The organism is Candidatus Giovannonibacteria bacterium (assembly GCA_016432405.1).
GTDB lineage: Bacteria > Patescibacteriota > Minisyncoccia > UBA11713 > 2-01-FULL-45-33 > MFHE01.
Genome location: CP066687.1, coordinates 247,637 through 264,310 on the forward strand (window position 1 = coordinate 247,637; position 16,674 = coordinate 264,310).

17 protein-coding genes are annotated in these 16,674 nt (G+C 45.4%); 14 read left to right on the plus strand and 3 right to left on the minus strand.

The window, feature by feature from the left end:
- Positions 1-1,191: a glycosyltransferase family 4 protein gene (locus HYW15_01625; GenBank protein ID QQG42889.1), complete on the plus strand. Its 1,191-nt coding sequence runs from the start codon at positions 1-3 to the stop codon at positions 1,189-1,191.
- Here HYW15_01625 and HYW15_01630 read toward each other — a convergent pair.
- A complete protein-coding gene (locus HYW15_01630) occupies positions 1,175-2,011 on the minus strand; it encodes an FkbM family methyltransferase (GenBank protein ID QQG42890.1) in 837 nt (278 codons plus the stop codon). The genes HYW15_01625 and HYW15_01630 overlap by 17 nt on opposite strands.
- Entirely contained in the window at positions 1,992-3,503 is a 1,512-nt protein-coding gene (locus HYW15_01635) for a hypothetical protein (GenBank protein ID QQG42891.1), read from the minus strand. Before HYW15_01635 ends, HYW15_01630 begins: the two co-directional genes overlap by 20 nt.
- Positions 3,504-3,558: 55 nt before the next feature.
- Between HYW15_01635 and HYW15_01640 the strand changes: the two genes are divergently transcribed.
- From HYW15_01640 to HYW15_01695, 12 genes are read left to right on the plus strand one after another with little or no spacing between them, the layout of a single operon-like run.
- Positions 3,559-4,110, plus strand: coding sequence for an acyltransferase (locus HYW15_01640; protein ID QQG42892.1), 552 nt, complete (start codon positions 3,559-3,561; stop codon positions 4,108-4,110).
- Positions 4,111-4,113: 3 nt separating this feature from the next.
- On the plus strand, positions 4,114-4,872 hold the full coding sequence (hisF, locus tag HYW15_01645; protein QQG42893.1) for an imidazole glycerol phosphate synthase subunit HisF: 759 nt from the start codon (positions 4,114-4,116) through the stop codon (positions 4,870-4,872).
- Positions 4,859-5,467, plus strand: coding sequence for an imidazole glycerol phosphate synthase subunit HisH (gene hisH, locus HYW15_01650; GenBank protein QQG42894.1), 609 nt, complete (start codon positions 4,859-4,861; stop codon positions 5,465-5,467). The genes hisF and hisH overlap by 14 nt, the downstream gene beginning before the upstream one ends.
- Entirely contained in the window at positions 5,464-6,738 is a 1,275-nt protein-coding gene (locus tag HYW15_01655; protein ID QQG42895.1) for an N-acetyl sugar amidotransferase, read from the plus strand. Before hisH ends, HYW15_01655 begins: the two co-directional genes overlap by 4 nt.
- A gap of 15 nt (positions 6,739-6,753) precedes the next feature.
- Positions 6,754-7,479 (plus strand): acylneuraminate cytidylyltransferase family protein, encoded by a 726-nt coding sequence (locus HYW15_01660; protein ID QQG42896.1) that lies wholly within the window; start codon positions 6,754-6,756, stop codon positions 7,477-7,479.
- A 7-nt stretch (positions 7,480-7,486) separates the two neighbouring features.
- The gene (locus tag HYW15_01665; GenBank protein ID QQG42897.1) at positions 7,487-8,392 is read left to right on the plus strand and encodes a Gfo/Idh/MocA family oxidoreductase; all 906 of its coding nucleotides are present in this window, start codon (positions 7,487-7,489) and stop codon (positions 8,390-8,392) included.
- A complete protein-coding gene (locus tag HYW15_01670; protein QQG42898.1) occupies positions 8,382-9,374 on the plus strand; it encodes a Gfo/Idh/MocA family oxidoreductase in 993 nt (330 codons plus the stop codon). Before HYW15_01665 ends, HYW15_01670 begins: the two co-directional genes overlap by 11 nt.
- A gap of 2 nt (positions 9,375-9,376) precedes the next feature.
- A complete protein-coding gene (locus tag HYW15_01675; GenBank protein ID QQG42899.1) occupies positions 9,377-10,123 on the plus strand; it encodes a class I SAM-dependent methyltransferase in 747 nt (248 codons plus the stop codon).
- Entirely contained in the window at positions 10,113-11,345 is a 1,233-nt protein-coding gene (locus HYW15_01680) for a class I SAM-dependent methyltransferase (protein ID QQG42900.1), read from the plus strand. The genes HYW15_01675 and HYW15_01680 overlap by 11 nt, the downstream gene beginning before the upstream one ends.
- An 8-nt stretch (positions 11,346-11,353) precedes the next feature.
- The gene (locus HYW15_01685) at positions 11,354-12,487 is read left to right on the plus strand and encodes a hypothetical protein (GenBank protein QQG42901.1); all 1,134 of its coding nucleotides are present in this window, start codon (positions 11,354-11,356) and stop codon (positions 12,485-12,487) included.
- Between the two features lie 5 nt (positions 12,488-12,492).
- Complete coding sequence (locus HYW15_01690; GenBank protein ID QQG42902.1) at positions 12,493-13,437, plus strand: polysaccharide deacetylase family protein; 945 nt, start codon at positions 12,493-12,495, stop codon at positions 13,435-13,437.
- A 37-nt stretch (positions 13,438-13,474) separates the two neighbouring features.
- The gene (locus HYW15_01695; GenBank protein QQG42903.1) at positions 13,475-14,659 is read left to right on the plus strand and encodes a CDP-glycerol glycerophosphotransferase family protein; all 1,185 of its coding nucleotides are present in this window, start codon (positions 13,475-13,477) and stop codon (positions 14,657-14,659) included.
- Positions 14,660-14,677: 18 nt separating this feature from the next.
- On the opposite strand, the gene HYW15_01700 is transcribed toward HYW15_01695, so the two are convergent.
- A complete protein-coding gene (locus HYW15_01700) occupies positions 14,678-15,472 on the minus strand; it encodes a methionyl-tRNA formyltransferase (protein ID QQG42904.1) in 795 nt (264 codons plus the stop codon).
- Positions 15,473-15,531: 59 nt separating this feature from the next.
- Between HYW15_01700 and neuC the strand changes: the two genes are divergently transcribed.
- Positions 15,532-16,674, plus strand: a complete 1,143-nt coding sequence (gene neuC, locus HYW15_01705) for a UDP-N-acetylglucosamine 2-epimerase (hydrolyzing) (protein QQG42905.1) — start codon at positions 15,532-15,534, stop codon at positions 16,672-16,674.

A 16,674-nucleotide genomic window follows, 5' to 3' on the forward strand; every position in this document is an offset into this window, starting at 1 on the left:
ATGAGGATTGTTTTTGTCACTTCCAAACTGAATTTCAAAACCGCGGGCGGCTCAATTGAGGAACTTGATTTACTTATGCAGACTTTGCAAAATTTAGGGAACTCCGTTAAAACAGTTACCGCTTTTTCCGCCAACAACGTTATTCCGGAAAAACGCCCCTACGAAGTCATAGAGGAGCAAATTACTTCCAAGCGTCTTTTGGGCATCGCCTGGCAGCTTTATAAAATTTTAAAAAAATATGAGCAGATGGCCGACATTTTCCACATTGACGGCCATATTTTTTTATACGGCGCTGGGCTCTATAAGCTTTTGGGCGGGCGGGATGCACGCCCCGTGGCGGCGTATTTTAACTATTACCTGATGTGTTGGGAGGACACGGCTATCAGTTTGACGTCGCCGCCTGAAGAAAATATTTTGATTCGCGCAAAAAAGAAAATCCGCTGGCTGATAGAAAAATGTATCGGCATGCCGCTTGCTAACCGCATTGATATTTTTGCGTTTGTCAGCCCGAATTTGAAAGCGGTATACGAAGATTTCGGCCTGCGAAAAGACCCAAACACTTTTGTAATAGGCGACTTGATTGATTTTCAGAAAATTATGCGTGAGAACGGAATTTCGGAAGATACTTACCTGAACCGGAACAAGCGCACGGGGCCGTTTCTCCTTTTTTACTCCAGTCGGATGATCCGCGGGAAAGGCTTTGATTTGCTGCTTCACGGATTTTCACGTCTCCGGAACAAAGAGAATTTTAAATTGATTTTGACCGGCATCGGGCCGGAGGCGGAGACGCTCAAAAAAATGGCGAAGGACCTGGGAATTGAAAAATACGTTGAGATGCCCGGATGGGTCACGTGGGAACGCCTGCTCCAATACAACAAGGAGGCGGATATTTACATACAGGTGGGCTGGAAGCCGGAGGGTACCTCTATTTCCCAGCTCTACGCGATGGCTTTCGGCGTGCCATCTATCTTGCCCGGAGGCGGAGGGCTTGAGTGGCAGGCAAAAAACACCGCGATTTACGTCCGAAACGGCGCTCACGACGATTTGGCGCGCGCCATAGAAAAACTGGCGGGCGATTTTGAGCTCCGCGCCGAGCTTTCCAGAAATTGCTACAAGCGCATCAAAGAAAATTCAATGGATTACAGAAAACAGATTCCAATCTGGAACGAGAAACTTAAATCTTTGGTTTGACGCAATATAAATTCACGAATTCGCCGAAATTTGTGCCATCGGCGGATTTGGGTATGAATCTTGCGTAGTCGGCGTCACTTGTCGCCGGACTTAATTTTGACAAGCCCTGTTTTGTGATGGCGAAAATTTGGAAGCCGAAGGACTCAATGAAATTTAAAAAATTTAACGGCGTGTTTCCGGCCGCTCGAACCCACGCGGGGGCGAATTCAATGATTAAGGCCAGATTTTTGTTTTCTGAAAGTATTTTTTTCATACCTTGAAGAGCCGCGTACTCGCCACCTTCTATGTCCATTTTTATAATATCCACCTTATTTACGTCGTTTTTTTGCAGGAATGAATCTAGGTTGGCTGCCCGGACGCTTATTTTTGTTTTTTTAAAATCCAGCGGTACGTTGGGCAACACACTGCCCACGCCGCTTTTTTCATCGTAGTGGTAAAAATCAATCTGACCGGTTTTGTCGGATATGGCAAGCCGGTATGATTTTATGTTTTTCAGCCGCCCGATATTTTTTTGCAGCAGGATAAAATTTTCCGGGTCTGCCTCAAAAGCGTAAACTGTTCCGCTGCCCCCAACTAATTCCGAAGCAATCCGGGCGTAATAGCCGATATGCGCTCCGACGTCAATTATTGTCATTCCGGGCTTTACGATTTTTTTAAAAAGAGAAATTGTTTCCGGCTCGTAGAGGTCAAAAAGCATGTCCAGTTTCCAGCGCCTGATATAATTTTTCGGAAAGTGGTAGCCCACGGAAAAAGCATAAACATCAACCAAGGCGTCAAACAGCTTATGCAAAAACAGCGCTCTATATATCTTTCTTAGCATACGATTTAATTTTTTTTGCCAAGAGATCGGCCAAGGGCTCCAGGACGGCCCGCTTTTTTCCCAAATCGGCTTCGTGCTCCCAGATATATGACAGGTCCAGCGGAGCGGCGTCTTCCAACATTCCTTGAATGTACGCTAAAAGCTCTTTCTCATCAAAATTAAACCGCCGGAGCTGGTCTTCTACGATATATGGCAGCATATCTATCTGCTCGCATTTTTTTACCATGGATATGGCGTTGTAAAACTGGTCGCCGAATGTGATGACCGGTTTTCCCAGAAAAAGCGCTTCCCAGCCCGCCGTGCTTGTGATGGTTAGCACAAGTTTTGCTTTCGGCAATATCTCAAAGCTTGTTATTGACGGGTCCAGCAGTTTGACGTTCGGTATTTTTTTGAGCTCCTTATAATATGAGCGCGGCCGGAAAGGCACCATTTGCGGATGTTCTTTGATGTAGAGTTTAAAATGAACCGGCAAAGAGCGCGCGATTTGCCGGACCAGCGTCAGCTGGTTGGCGTGGAACGGCGCGTGGAGGAGCGTGGAAATTTCCGGCTCCATCTGCAGGGTGTAATAAGCAAAATCCACATCCGGGTTAAAAGCATCATATAGGTCTTCCACGCCGATGAGGTTTCTTATTTTGCGTTTGGCGCGGTCATAAAGAGAATACAGGGGATTAATGTAGGTATAATCGCTTCTATCAATTTTAGCGGCATAGTCGTAAACCTCTTTAGAATAAACGCGCACGAATCTTACAAAATTTTTTGGTTTTAAAAAATTAAAGTGGCTTGCTCTCTTTACGGCCAGCTTTTTAATGTCCACCCCTTCATAGTAAGGATGCGGCGCGCTTCTGAAATCGCGCAGAAAATTGGAAGCTTTCTCCAGCCGCTTGAAATCGGTGCCCCCGGCCATAATCTCTTTTGCTATTTCCTCCACCTCCGTAAATCGGTCGTATCTCTTACTGATTATGGTTTTGTTTTTTGTGTATCCCGGCAGAATCGCTATCGGCTGAATTCCTTTTTTCACGGCTATCTCGTGCAAAAGATATCCTCCCATGCCGCCGAGCACGGAGAAGACAAGCGCGTCCGGTTTTTCTTTGTCCAAAAATTCAATAATCGCTTTGGCCCTTACTTGAAGGATGCGCATCATCTCTTCGTGAGTATAGGGCGGAGCGGCGTACGGATACTCGCGCACCAGCTGGTTAAACATTACGACCCTGTCAACGGCTATGTACGGCCATAGATTTGGAATCCCGTAGGCGCGCTCCAGCCAATTTAAATACGCCAAATCAAGCGGCTCCGTTTTGTACCGCTTATGAATCTCCTCGTCAAAAATTAAAGAGCTGTATTTAATCTCTTTTTGGTTCGCCAAAAAATCATGGCTCGTCCTAAGCGAAGTATAGCCGCAAAATTCGGTTATGCCGTATTTTTCCTTTAGCGTGATTGCAAGGCAATGCGCGATATAAGCGAAGCGGCGCTGGGCCAAAAAGCAAATTTTCATGGTTATAATTATGTAACAACCGGGGTTTAAATGTGGTTATTATATATGACATACCATGGCGATTCAAGAAATTTTTGAGCGGATAAAATTCTGGCGGACGGCTGACAGGATCGGGCCTGATATTCCATGGACTCATTGGAAACTGCATTTTAATTCCACGATGCGCGCGTTTTGTAAGAAGAAGTTCAGGCATTTTGACGCGACCGCGGAATTGCGCCCCGGCTCTTATTTTATCTGCCCTTCCAAAATCAGTATTGGCAAAGGCGTTATTGTCCGGCCAGGCAGTTTTTTGGCCGCCAATCCAAAAGACGGAGAGCATGGGATTACTATAGAAGACGAAGTGCTTTTGGGGCCCGGGGTTCACATGTATACAACCGACCACGAATTTAAAAATCCGGACGTCCCTATTTGTTATCAGGACTATAAGCCATCCAAGCCGATAGTTGTAAAGCGAGGGGCGTGGATTGGCGCCAACGTCGTCATTTTGGCTGGGGTTACCATAGGAGAAAACAGCGTAATTGGCGCGGGCAGCGTGGTGAGTAAAGATATCCAGCCGCGCGTCGTCGCCGCCGGAAGCCCGGCAAGAGTCGTGCGCTCGCTTTCATGAATTATGAAAAATATCCGCATCATACCGCGGCTGGACATAAAAGGGCCGAATGTTGTAAAGCCGGTGCATACGGAAGCGCTGCGCGTTGTGGGCGACCCGAAAGAATCGGCTATACGTTATCACAAAGAGGGCGCGGACGAGCTGATTTACTTGGACATCGTTGCAAGTTTATATCAGAGGAATCTTGATTTTGATTTATTAAAATCCGTAACCGAAAATATTTTCATACCGGTAACCGTCGGCGGCGGCATCCGGACGATTCATGACATAAATAACGCTCTGCGTTCGGGAGCGGATAAAGTCGCGATTAACACTTACGCTGTCCGCCACCCGGAATTTTTAAGCGAGGCGGCAAAAGAATTCGGCTCTCAATGTATTGTGCTTTACATTGAAGCAAAAAAACAGCCCAACGGCGCTTATGAGGCGTACACAGATGGCGGAAGGGAGCATTCTGGGCTTGATGCCGTAGAATGGGCAAGACGCGGTATTGAGCTTGGCGTCGGCGAGATTTTGGTGACATCGGTTGACCGCGACGGAACCAGACGGGGGTATGATTTGGATTTAATCCGACGAATCAGCGCCTTCTCGCCGGTTCCGGTTATCGCGCACGGCGGCGCTGGGGATTTGGAATCTTTGGACAAAGTTATTATGGATGGGAAAGCAGATGCCATTTCTGCATCCTCAATTTTTCATTACGGAGATTTTAAGATAGGAGATGTTAAAAATTATCTAAAAGCAAAAAATATAAATGTCCGAACCTAAAATAACAATTATTGATTACGGTGTTGGAAATCTGCATAGTCTGCGGCGGGCATTTAAGTTTTTTGAAATTGATGCGGCGATTTCTGAAGACGCGGATGAAATTTTAAACTCGGATGCCGTAGTTTTGCCCGGGGTCGGTTCTTTTGAGGCGGGAATGAGAGGCCTTAAGGTTCGCGGGCTCGTTGATGCCGTGAAAGAATTTGCTGTCAGCAACAAGCCGATGCTTGGCATATGTTTGGGCGCGCAGATTTTGCTTTCAGAAGGGCATGAGTTCGGGGTTTTTGAAGGGCTGGACATAATTCCTGGCAAAGTTACGCGTTTCCCGGAGCTTGCCGGCGGGGAGAAAATACCGCATATCGGATGGAATAGAGTCAGCTCGCCCGGCGGAGACGCGTGGAACAAAGATTTTTATTTCGTACATTCTTATATTTTGCGGCCGGAAAAAAGGGAGCACATTTTCGGGCTTACAACTTACGGCGGGCAGGAATTTTGCTCGGTTGTGAAAAAAGGCAACATTTACGGGACGCAGTTCCATCCGGAGCGCAGCGGCGATGCCGGGCTTGAGATAATTAAAAATTTCATTAAGATCGCATGATTTCAAAAGTTAAGAACACGCAAGTCAAATACGGTTTGCCGCAAGAGGTTAAGTTTTGTAAAAAGTGCGTAATTTCCAACCAGCGGCCGAATTCAGCAATTGAATTCGCGCACACAAGCGACACTCGCAAAGCCACGATTAACTTTGATGCTGAAGGAGTTTGTGATGCGTGCCGCTTTGCCAAAATAAAAAAAACTCAAATTGACTGGGCCGAACGTGAACGGCAGTTGGCGGCATTGTGCGGTAGATACCGCAAAAATAACGGAGAATACGACTGCATCGTTCCGGGGTCCGGGGGCAAAGATAGTTTTTACGCCGCCCATATTTTGAAATATAAATACGGCATGCACCCGTTGACGGTGACTTGGGCGCCGCATCTTTATACCGATTGGGGGTGGAAAAATTTTCAGGCGTGGATTCACGCCGGGTTTGACAATTACTTGCATACGCCGAACGGCAATGTGCATCGCTTATTAACCCGCCTTGCTCTTGAAAAACTTTTTCATCCCTTCCAGCCGTTTATTTTGGGGCAAAAATCCCTCCCGCCAAAATTAGCCGTATCTTTTAATATCCCCTTGGTTTTTTACGGAGAAAATGAAGCAGAATACGGCAACCCAATTGCGGATATGTCCACTGCCAAACGCGACCGGTCTTATTTCACGGCGAAAGATCAATCCAAAATTTATTTAGGCGGCGTATCCGTAGCGGATCTTAAACAGCGCTACGATATTTCAGATAACGATCTTCAGCAGTATTTCCCCGCCGATCCGGCAAGAATGGAAAAAATCGCTTTGGAGGTACATTATCTGGGATATTATTTAAAGTGGCATCCGCAATCCTGTTATTATTACGCGGTGGAACACGGTGGCTTTCAGGCCGCCCCGGAACGCAGCCCGGGGACATACGGAAAATATACCAGCATTGATGATAAAATGGATGACTTGAATTTTTACACAATGTTCATAAAATTCGGCATTGGGCGCGCGACTTGGGATGCGGCGCAGGAAATAAGATCGGGCGATATAACGCGCGATGAAGGGGTATCGCTTGTGAGAAGATTTGACGGAGAATACCCCGCAAGATTTGAGGACGAACTTTTTCAGTATTTAAGCATTACGAAAAAGGACTTTTCGCCAAAGATTGTTAAAATGTTTGATTATCCTGCGATGAACAAAAAATATTTTATGAAATTAGCCGACGAATTTAGGTCGCCGCATTTATGGGAGCGTCTGCCGAACGAAGAGTGGCGATTGAAACGCCAAGTCAGTTAAAAAAGTTTTAAAAGCATGAAAGAAAAACTTTTGGCCATTATTCCCGCAAGAGGGGGGTCTAAACGCATTCCCAATAAAAACATCAGGAATTTTTTTGGCAAACCTTTGATTGCGCATACGATTTTGCAGGCAAAAGAAAATTCTTTTATTGACAGGGTGGTTGTGGACACGGATTCCCAAAAAATTGCGGCGATTGCGCGAAGATGCGGAGCGGAGGTGCCGTTTTTGCGCCCCAAGCGCTTGGCTGCAGACAAAGCCAGCGTCAATGATTCGGCCGTTTATTTTCTAAAGAGATTAAAAAAAGAAGAAGGATACGAACCGGAATATGTAATGTTTTTGCACACAACCTCGCCGCTTCGCGAACAAAAGGACATTCATGAATGCTGGGAATTTATGAAAAAAAGCGGCGCCACAACCGTTCTTACCGTGTGCCCCACGCATCCGCGCCTTTATTATCTGGGCGCGAAAAATAAAATCATTTTGGCTAACAGCCCCGGAGACAAGCTGCCGTCTAATGTCCAGCAATGGCGCAAGGCGTACATTTTAAACGGCTGTTTCGTGTATATTGTAAAAACATCCGCGTTGCTTAAAGAAAAAGACATTTTTACCAGCGATACAAGAGCCGTGGTTTGTGACAGGTGGCGGTCGGTTGATTTAGATAATCCCGAAGATTGGGTTTTGGCGGAATTGCTCTACAAAAATCGGAAAAAACTGGGTAAGCAAATTAAAAATTTTAAATAAATTTTCTATGAAAATCGGCTTAATCGGATTCGGTTCAATAGGACAGCGGCATTATAACAATTTAGTTAAGCGTACAAAAAATGTCATTGTGTTTTCTAGAAGGGACGATGTCAATTTGCCGCGTCAGGTTAAAAATTGGCGCGAATTTAAAAAGTGCGGTCCGTATGACGGCATTATTATCGCGAACGAAACTTCTAAACATGTTGTGACAATAAAAAAATGCATTGCTCTATCCGCCGGCTGGCGGACCAAAGCGCTTTTTATAGAGAAACCGCTATCGCATAATTTAAAAAATCTGAATTCGCTCGGTCGGCTTTTGCTGAAGAATCGGATAAGCGCTTTTGTTGGATACTGCTTTCACTTTTTCGGGCCATTTATTAAAATTAAAAAAATTATCAAGAGCGGCAAACTGGGCCGAATTTATTACTTGCGCGCGTCGGTGGGGCAGGACCTGAAAGAGTGGCGGCCGGGGCGCGATTATCGCAAAATTTATTCTGCGAGAAAAAATCTTGGCGGAGGGGTTTTGCTGGATTTAGTGCACGATATTAATTATCCCGCATGGCTTTTGGACGATGTTTTAATCCCGCAACGTTCTTTGGTCAAAAAGATATCTGATTTAAAAATAAATACGGAGGATTTGGCGGAAAGCGTTTTTGTCGGCAAAAAGACTGGGGTAATCGTGTCCGTGCACCAGGATTATTTAAGAATTCCCGGCAGACGGTCCCTGGAAATAGCGGGCTCCAAGGGTAGTTTAATATGGAATTCGTCGGACGCCGAAGACCGCGGTAAGATGTATCAAAGAGAAATTAATTTTTTTATCGGTTTGATAAAAGGCGGCAAGTATTTTTCCAATTGGGATGAAGCCGTTTGGGATGTTAAAAACATAGAATATTTGAAAAAACATGGCGGATAAGCTTACATTTTTGCAAATTGGGCTTGGGTCAATGGGTAAGCGGCGGGTGCGCAATCTTTTTGCCAACGGCGAGCAGAATGTTGTCGGCCTTGATTTTTCGGCGGAAAGGAGAAAAGAAGCGGAAGAAAAATACGGCATTAAAACATTTGATAATTTAAATAAAATTCAGGTTGAAAACATTGATGCGGTGAGCATCTCCACGCCCCCAGACAAGCACGGGGATTACATCCGCTGGGCGCTTGCCAATAAAAAACATTTTTTTGTTGAGCTCGCGACGACAGACGACGGTTATGAAGAAATCCGCCGGCTGGCGGATAAAAATTCGGGCATTGTTATGGCGCCCTCCTGCTCATTTCGTTTTTTTCTCCCGATTAAAATGGTGAAAAAGTTTGTTGACAGCGGGCGCATCGGGAAAGTTTTGGCTTTTCACCATCATGCGGGCCAATATTTGCCGGAATGGCATCCGTGGGAAGATTACCGCCAAATTTATTTTGCCAAAAAAGAAACCGGCGCTTTCCGCACGATGTTTTTATTTGAACTTAGCTGGCTGAATTGGCTTTTCGGGCATCAGGCCAACGTCGTCTTCGGTTTTACGGATAAAATTTCGGACCTGGAGTTGGAAATGGGCGCCAAAGATATTACTTGGGCTTACTTAAAATATCAAAATAAAATTTTAGGCAGTCTGTTGATTGATGTCATTTCGCGCAAGCCATTCCGGACGCTGCGTGTTTTGGGAAGCGATGGGGTGCTGGAATGGGAGTGGCTTGAGAATGTTATTAAAATTTACGATGCTAAAACAAAATTAACCGATAATATTGATGTTCCGAAAGGCAACTCTGCAACCGGCTATTTGACCGCCGAGGATATGTATAACGACGAAATGAAAGCATTTGTTGACGCTATCTACGGCCGCGCGCCTTATCCTTATACTTTTGAAGAAGACTTGCGAAATTTACGGACTCTATATAAACTTGAGGAATAAATATGAGTACGCAAAACCCGTTTAATAAAAAAATTGTTCGAGAGCACGATAAGTTATATTTAAGCGAGAATCGCAAACTTAAAGTTAAAGAGAAGTTTAAGTCAATAATACGGATTGCGGATCGTCATTTGCGGAAACTTACGCGCCCTGAAATATTGGATGTCGGCTGCGCGACCGGCGACTTTCTCCACTATCTGCGCGCGCGCTATCCCAATGCTTCGCTTACCGGATTGGATATTATGCCCGCGCTTTTGAAACTGGCAAAACGCGAGGTGCCGCAGGCAAGTTATGTGCGCGGCGATATTTATACGGGAAGAGGACTGCCCAAGAGTAAATTTGACGCGGTATTTCTTCTGGCCGTGCATAGCATATTTGATGATGTTGGTTCTTGGTTAGATAATTTACTTCGATTGGTAAAACCCAATGGCCATATATTTGTCGATGGGCTTTTCAACCCCGAGGATGTTGATGTGGTTATGCGCGTGCGTTATGCAAAGCCGGGTTCGCGCTATCAGCGCGGATGGAATATGTTTTCGCAGAAAACAGTGCTTGAACATTTGCGCAAACGAGGCGCGAAGGGCGCCTTTCATCGCTTCGTTATAGGAATCGATATCCCGCGGCATAAGGACGACCCCCTGCGATCATGGACTTTTAAGCTTGAAAACGGCGAACGCGCTATCATCAACGGAACGCAAATACTCCACCAGTTCTACTTTTTAGAAATTACTCTCGGCAAAAATGATTCTTAATAAAGGCAGGATTAAGAAAACAGAAAGTGAGACCCTCAAAACTTTTCGGGAAGAAATTCCTTCGCAATACTTTTCCCATAAAAACGAAGCCGCGTACAGGGATTATGTAAAGAACGCCGAATTTGTTTATAGAGAGCTGTTCAAATTCCCTCCGCAAATGTTTCGCGGCGCGGAACTTATAGACTTCGGGGCGGGAACGGGGGAAAACACCGTGTATCTTGCAAGCTGGGGCGCCAAGTGCACGCTTGTTGAAATGAATTCCAAAGCGCAGAGCATCTCAAAAGAGGTGTTTAAACAATACGCGCGGAATTTTGACGACCATACTTTTATTTGTTCATCGATTTTTGATTATAGCCCGGAGAGCGGCAAGCTGTATGACATTGTTCATTGCAGGGCCGTGCTCTCGCACACCGCAGCAAAGGAAATTGCTTTCCAAAAAATCGCGAGGATGGTCAAACCGGGCGGATTTCTGATTTTCGGAGACCCAAATAAGGCCGGGGGATTCCAGAATATGCTGCAGCGCTTCGCTGTCTATCATTTTGCTTCAACGCCCGACGAAATGGTAGAGGTTTGCGAATTTCTTTTTAAAGAAGACATTGACCGCAGTGAGAAGTTTATTCCTCGCACGCGCCGCGCCATCATTTTTGACAGATGGGTAATTCAATCCCAGGACGACCCTTCTGTTGCGGAAGTTACTGGCTGGATAAAGAAGAGCGGCATGCGTTTATATTCGTCATACCCCTCGTTCACGATGCCCCTTTTGGGGGACTCGCTGCATCACCAGCCAAAGTTTGATGCTGCATCTGTATCTAATCTTGCTAGTCTTGGCGCGCTTACCGAACTGGTTTGGATGCTGCAGACAGAATCGGATAGCAAGGTCTTTCCCAAATTCATGAGCGGGCTGAATCCGCTTGCGGCGGCGCTTGCGAATCTTACATCATATGTGGCGAACTTCAATAAAAATACAAAGCTCGATGTTGGCCGTTTTCAAGAATTATCGCGCGCGCTGGCAAATTCTTCCGACGCGCTGAATTTTCTCCAGCCCCTTCGCGAGAAGCTTCTGCGAGCTCTTGGGGAAGCCGACGAGTTTGTTAGTTTGGTTCATACATCCGACTTAAATAAACTGCGCAAGTTTATAGAAAAAACAGAGGTTCTTTTTAAGGGCGCTTGCGGCTTGCGCCATGCGGATTTCATCGCTTACAAACCAATAGAGAATCGTTAAAAAACAATATGAAAATCAACAGTCATAACGAATGGGACAAACTTCGGGAGATTATTGTTGGCCGCGGCGAAGGCCAGGCGCCACTTTTGTTTACAGAGCCCGGCCCGATTTCGGAGACTCTTTTGGAAAAAGCCAATCGTTTGGCGCGCGAAGCCTCGCCCAAATGGCTAATTGACGAAATAAATGAAGATTTAGAGGGATTAAGCGACGCGCTTAAATCCTTCGGCGTTAAGGTACATCGGCCGGAGACGTCGCATATAAATAATTTCTTTGCAACGCCTTACTTCCGGGCGGCCGGAGATTATTGCTACAACATGAGAGACCTTCATCTTGTTGTTGGAAATACTGTTATTGAATCTCCATCTCAAGAAAAACATAGATATTTTGAGGCATCTGGTCTCTATGATATTTGGTATGAATATTTCAAAGAAGGATTTCGCTGGATTGCCGGGCCGAAGCCGAAACTTGCCGGCAATCCCATGATTACTTATTATGATGGCGAAAAAGATGAGTACGAAGACGGGCAGAAATTTATAAAATTAACCGAAAATGAAATTCTTTTTGAGGCAGCCAATACCGTGAGAATGGGCAAAGACTTGCTTTATCTGGTATCCAGATCAGGCAATAATCTTGGCGCAAAATGGTTGCAGAGCGTATTGGGTGATGAATATCGCGTGCACACTACTGAAAAAATTTACCGCTCCAGCCATATTGACTCAACTGTTTTGGCTTTGCGTCCTGGTCTTGTTTTGCTTAATGCGACAAGGGTGTCGCCGGAGACTTGCCCTCCGATTTTAGATTCGTGGGAGAAAATTTATTTTACTGATATTGTTCCGGCGCCGGAGTCAACTGTAAAATTTCACAAAGAGGTTCGTAAAAAGGTTCATGCCGAGCTTGCGTCTTTGGGCGTTCAATCAAGCCTTGATTCTATAGCATCGGATTGGATTGGCATGAATATTCTTTCGGTGGATCCAAGCACCGTAATCGTTGACGAGCGGCAGGTTTCTTTAATCAATCTTTTAAAAAAACACAAAATTACTCCGGTCCCAATCCGCTTCAGACATTCTTATTACATGGGCGGCATCCATTGCAGCACACTGGACACGGTCAGAGAAAGCAAGCTGGAGAGCTATTTCAGTTAAAATCTATGGCATATCCAAAAAAAATTCCGCACGGGATTATGTTTCATCACTTTTATAATGAAGCGCATCCCCGGGGGCAGGGCGCCATTTCCGCCGACGATTTAGACAACATATTACGCTATGTTGGCATTGAAAGAATTTTGCCGCCGCTTGAGTGGTTAAAACGATTGAAAGAAAGCAAATTAAAAGACGGGGATGTTTGCCTGACTTTTGATGACGCCCTTTTATGCCAGACGGAAATCGCCTTGCCTGTTTTAGAGAAATACGGTCTTAGGGCTTTTTGGTTTGTTTACTCCGGCGTTTTTGAAGGAAGACTGGAGAATCTGGAGCTCTACAGATTTTTCCGGGTAAAACATTTTGATAACATAGATGATTTTTATCAATTATTTTTAAAAAAAGTTTCTGATTTGGGAATGACTGTACAAGTAAATTCGGAGTTTGAAAAAAAGATGCTGGCGGACTTCCCGTTTTACTCCGTAAATGACGTCCGATTTCGTTTTTTGCGCGACAAAGTGTTGGGAAAAGAGGATTACGAAAAAATAATGAATACTATGTTAAAAGATTATGGCTTGGACAAAAAAGAAATGTCGAAAAGTTTATGGATGTCGAACAGAAATTTAAAATATCTTAGCGATAACGGACATATTGTTGGATTGCATTCTTATTCTCATCCCACATCATTTGCGGATTTGCCTTTTAAAGCGCAACTTGACGAGTATAAAAAAAATTACTCGCACATAAAACGAGTCACCGGCCAAAACCCGGTTGCCGTAGCGCATCCGGTGAATTCCTACAACGCGGACACGCTGAAGATTTTGGAAGAGCTAGGCATTATTTGCGGTTTTCGTTCAAATATGTTTCCAAAAACAAAAATGGGGGCGCTTAACGCCAACGCTTTTGAAATGGCCAGAGAAGACCACGCCAATATTGCAAGGATGATGGAAACGTGATAAGGTTCCGAAAGATTACATAAGAGGAGGTGAGGCGATGTCTGAAGCCAAGATATGGATTTTGGAGAGGGGAGCAAAAAATGTTCTCTTGGCGTGTGGAAATCCGGGCGCTTATTCTGTCGTCGGTCCGTTGGTCGCCGCGCTAAAAGAAGACGCGCTCTGCGAGACAATTATTGTTCTGACCTCGGGTTTTTCCAACAATGCGTTTGCCGAACAATTCGGAAAAGATTTTGTTCTGGTCGCCGGGCATAAGCTGGTTTTGGCGGATTTGCTTGATCTTGCGGGACGAAAATGCATTGATATTGTTTTCGGAACGCTTAATGCCTTTAATAGTCCGGACGGCGTTGTGCTTTTTGGAGGAAAAAGTGTTCTTGGGGCTAAAAAGATATTTCTAGTTCTTGAGAGCTGGGGACAGCGGTTTAATCCGATTTTCGCGCCAAACAAGAAAAGAATGGACGAGATAAACGGTATTTTTGTAAATGATGAGCTGGCTAAGGCGATTTTCGTTGAGAGCTGCGGTTTCCCGGAAGAAAAAATTTTTGCTACAGGCACGCCGAATTTAGATTCATTGGATGTGGCGAAAGCTGATAGTCACCGCAAAATGGCGCGAAACGAATGGGGCGTTAGCGAGGGCGATATTGTTATTTTGTACATCGGCGGCATCTCCAGCGAACTCCGCGATTGGTATGGTGCTAGGGAATATCTTGACGAAATTTCTTTTCGGATTTTGACGGACGAAGTTCAAAGCATTGCCCTGCATTTTCCCGAGAAGAATTTTGTTCTGGTCTTGCGGCCGCATCCCAGAGATTTGCAAAGAGAAGCCAAGCGCGCTTTGATTAGAAGCGCCGGCGTTTCAAAGAATTTAATTTTCAAATCCGGCGGGCCTCCTTTTACCATAAACGACGCCGCTTACGGGGCTGACGTGATCTGCGGCATTATAAGTACGGAGAATTTTCTAGCGCCGCTTCGCGGCAGAAAAGCGATTTTCCTCGGCCTTAAAGGCAAAAACATGGGTTGGGAGACGTTGGAAGAAGTTTATGGAAAGCCGGGGATTGAGGCGATTGCCAAAATTTCGCCGGATGTCAAAATAGCCGATTCGCCGGAAAGTTTGGAGGATATTTTGGCCGATTTTGTGACGCGGCCGCGGACCAAGCCGCGCCTTGCTCCGGATTTTAAATCGGCAAAAAAGATTTTAGATATGGCTTTAGCGCAGGCGCAGTAACTCATTACTGCGCTCTTTTTATCCAATATACGGATTTAGAAATTTTGAGAAGTCGCGATTTTTTAATTTTCCCAAAACCGTTTCCGGCGCGGGCAAATTATCCAGATAATCTCGCGCCACCTCATCGGTGAAATCCGCGCCTCTAGTGTATTTTATCTGCAAAGATTTATCCTGCGGCACCGGCGTCATTTTATCAATCTTGCCGTTTTTGATGTTTTCAATTAAACCTTTGTGGGCGGCTTTTACCGCTCTCATGCCTAGCAGGAGTGGGTCGCCGATCGGCTCGGGGAACGCGTGAAAAAGCATATCGCCGGAATCCAAACCGCGGCTTAAAAGATGAATTGTTGCGCCAACATAATCAAAGTTTCCATGATAGGCCGCCCAAAAATTGCAGGAATTCCCGCGGTAATAAGGCGAGGTTCCAATATGGATGTTGTACGTTCTATTCTTGACCAAAAACTCAACCAGCGGGCCTTTTATATAGCTTGAGCCAAAGACAATGTATTTATCCGATTTTAAGGCATCCGACAAAGTCTCCATGTTCAGCATGCTTAAATCGCCGGCTTTTATTGACAGCACCCGCACATTTTTAGGCAGAAATCTTGGCGCGCCGAAAATTTGCCTCTCCGGTTCAATAACCGCGCTCTTAAAATATTTCTGCATTATTTCCGTTTTGTTGTAAAAATCAGCCACCTCGCCGGTGAAAACGGTAAAGGATTCTATTACCGCGTAAACCTCCTCGGCAATTTTGGACAAATCTTCTATTAAAGAGATGTGGCGCGCCTGATTGCTTGTGAATATGGTTATTTTCATTTCTCAATTATTATAAATGCGCAGAAAACTTAATGCAAGCGCCGTTTGTTTAAATATTAATGAGGGAAATCGCTTATGTTTCGGGAACGCGGGCGGATTTTGGGCTGATGGCGCCGGTTTTGCGCGCTGTGCAAAAAAGCAAAAAACTGAAACTCCAGCTTTATATAACCGGCATGCATCTTATGCCTCGGTTCGGCAAAACCATAAATGAGGTGAGGAAATTTTTTCCAGCCGCCAAACACATTGACGCCGTTTTTGAAACGGATGATAGATTTGGCATGGCGCGGTTTGCCGGAGAATTTTTAAAAAAAGTCGCGGCGGTTTTTGAAAAACAGAGGCCGGATACAGTTTTAATTTTGGGAGACCGGATTGAGATGCTGCTTACGGCCGCCGCCGCGCTTTATCTCGGCGTTCCCGTCGCACACATCCACGGAGGCGAAAAAACTTTTACTTTGGACGAAGTCGCGCGGCACGCGATTACGAAAATGGCGCACATCCATTTCGCGGCCACAAAAGAATCTGCTGAAAGAATTAGAAAGATGGGGGAGGAGGCGCGGAGAATCCATGTTGTCGGCGCGCCGGCGCTTGATGTAATTTTAAATGAAAAATTGCCGACTCGGGCGGAACTTTTTCAAAAACTGGGGATTAATCCTGAAGAGAAAGTTATTTTGCTAACCCAGCACCCTGTTAGCGAGGAGTTTAATGACGCCGGCAGGCAGATAAAAGAAACTCTGGCCGCGGTGAAATCTTTCGGGTTGCCCGTTGTGGCTATTTACCCGAATGCCGACCCCGGCGGAAGAGAAATTATTAAAGCCATTGAGAAAGAAAGGAAAAACCCGCTATTCAGGATATTCAAAAGCTTGGGGCATAAAGATTTTTTGGCGCTGGAGCGGGAAGCCGCGGTCTGGGTTGGGAATTCCAGCGCCGCGATGATTGAATCCTCGTCTTTTAAGACGCCGTGCGTGAACGTAGGCGCGCGCCAATTGGGCCGCCGGCGCGGGGGAAACGTGATAGACGTCGGCTACAGCCGCTCTGAAATTAAAAAAGCAATAAAAAAGTCCTTGTACGATAAAAAATATCTGGTCCGGCTGAAAAAAATAAAAAATCCGTGGGGCGACGGCAAAACCGGCCCTCGTATTGCCAAGATTTTGGAGGATTTGGAAATCAACCGGAAATTATTGACTAAGCAAATCACTTATTAA

Bases quoted from the DNA above. Each gene is read 5' to 3' on its own strand.
- HYW15_01685 (QQG42901.1), top strand. From the start codon at position 11,354: ATGAAAATCAACAGTCATAACGAATGGGACAAACTTCGGGAGATTATT.
- HYW15_01625 (QQG42889.1), top strand. From the start codon at position 1: ATGAGGATTGTTTTTGTCACTTCCAAACTGAATTTCAAAACCGCGGGC.
- neuC (QQG42905.1), top strand. From the start codon at position 15,532: ATGAGGGAAATCGCTTATGTTTCGGGAACGCGGGCGGATTTTGGGCTG.
- HYW15_01700 (QQG42904.1), bottom strand. From the start codon at position 15,472: ATGAAAATAACCATATTCACAAGCAATCAGGCGCGCCACATCTCTTTA.
- hisH (QQG42894.1), top strand. From the start codon at position 4,859: ATGTCCGAACCTAAAATAACAATTATTGATTACGGTGTTGGAAATCTG.
- HYW15_01670 (QQG42898.1), top strand. From the start codon at position 8,382: ATGGCGGATAAGCTTACATTTTTGCAAATTGGGCTTGGGTCAATGGGT.
- HYW15_01655 (QQG42895.1), top strand. From the start codon at position 5,464: ATGATTTCAAAAGTTAAGAACACGCAAGTCAAATACGGTTTGCCGCAA.
- HYW15_01690 (QQG42902.1), top strand. From the start codon at position 12,493: ATGGCATATCCAAAAAAAATTCCGCACGGGATTATGTTTCATCACTTT.
- HYW15_01665 (QQG42897.1), top strand. From the start codon at position 7,487: ATGAAAATCGGCTTAATCGGATTCGGTTCAATAGGACAGCGGCATTAT.
- HYW15_01675 (QQG42899.1), top strand. From the start codon at position 9,377: ATGAGTACGCAAAACCCGTTTAATAAAAAAATTGTTCGAGAGCACGAT.
- HYW15_01635 (QQG42891.1), bottom strand. From the start codon at position 3,503: ATGAAAATTTGCTTTTTGGCCCAGCGCCGCTTCGCTTATATCGCGCAT.
- hisF (QQG42893.1), top strand. From the start codon at position 4,114: ATGAAAAATATCCGCATCATACCGCGGCTGGACATAAAAGGGCCGAAT.
- HYW15_01640 (QQG42892.1), top strand. From the start codon at position 3,559: ATGGCGATTCAAGAAATTTTTGAGCGGATAAAATTCTGGCGGACGGCT.
- HYW15_01695 (QQG42903.1), top strand. From the start codon at position 13,475: ATGTCTGAAGCCAAGATATGGATTTTGGAGAGGGGAGCAAAAAATGTT.
- HYW15_01680 (QQG42900.1), top strand. From the start codon at position 10,113: ATGATTCTTAATAAAGGCAGGATTAAGAAAACAGAAAGTGAGACCCTC.
- HYW15_01630 (QQG42890.1), bottom strand. From the start codon at position 2,011: ATGCTAAGAAAGATATATAGAGCGCTGTTTTTGCATAAGCTGTTTGAC.
- HYW15_01660 (QQG42896.1), top strand. From the start codon at position 6,754: ATGAAAGAAAAACTTTTGGCCATTATTCCCGCAAGAGGGGGGTCTAAA.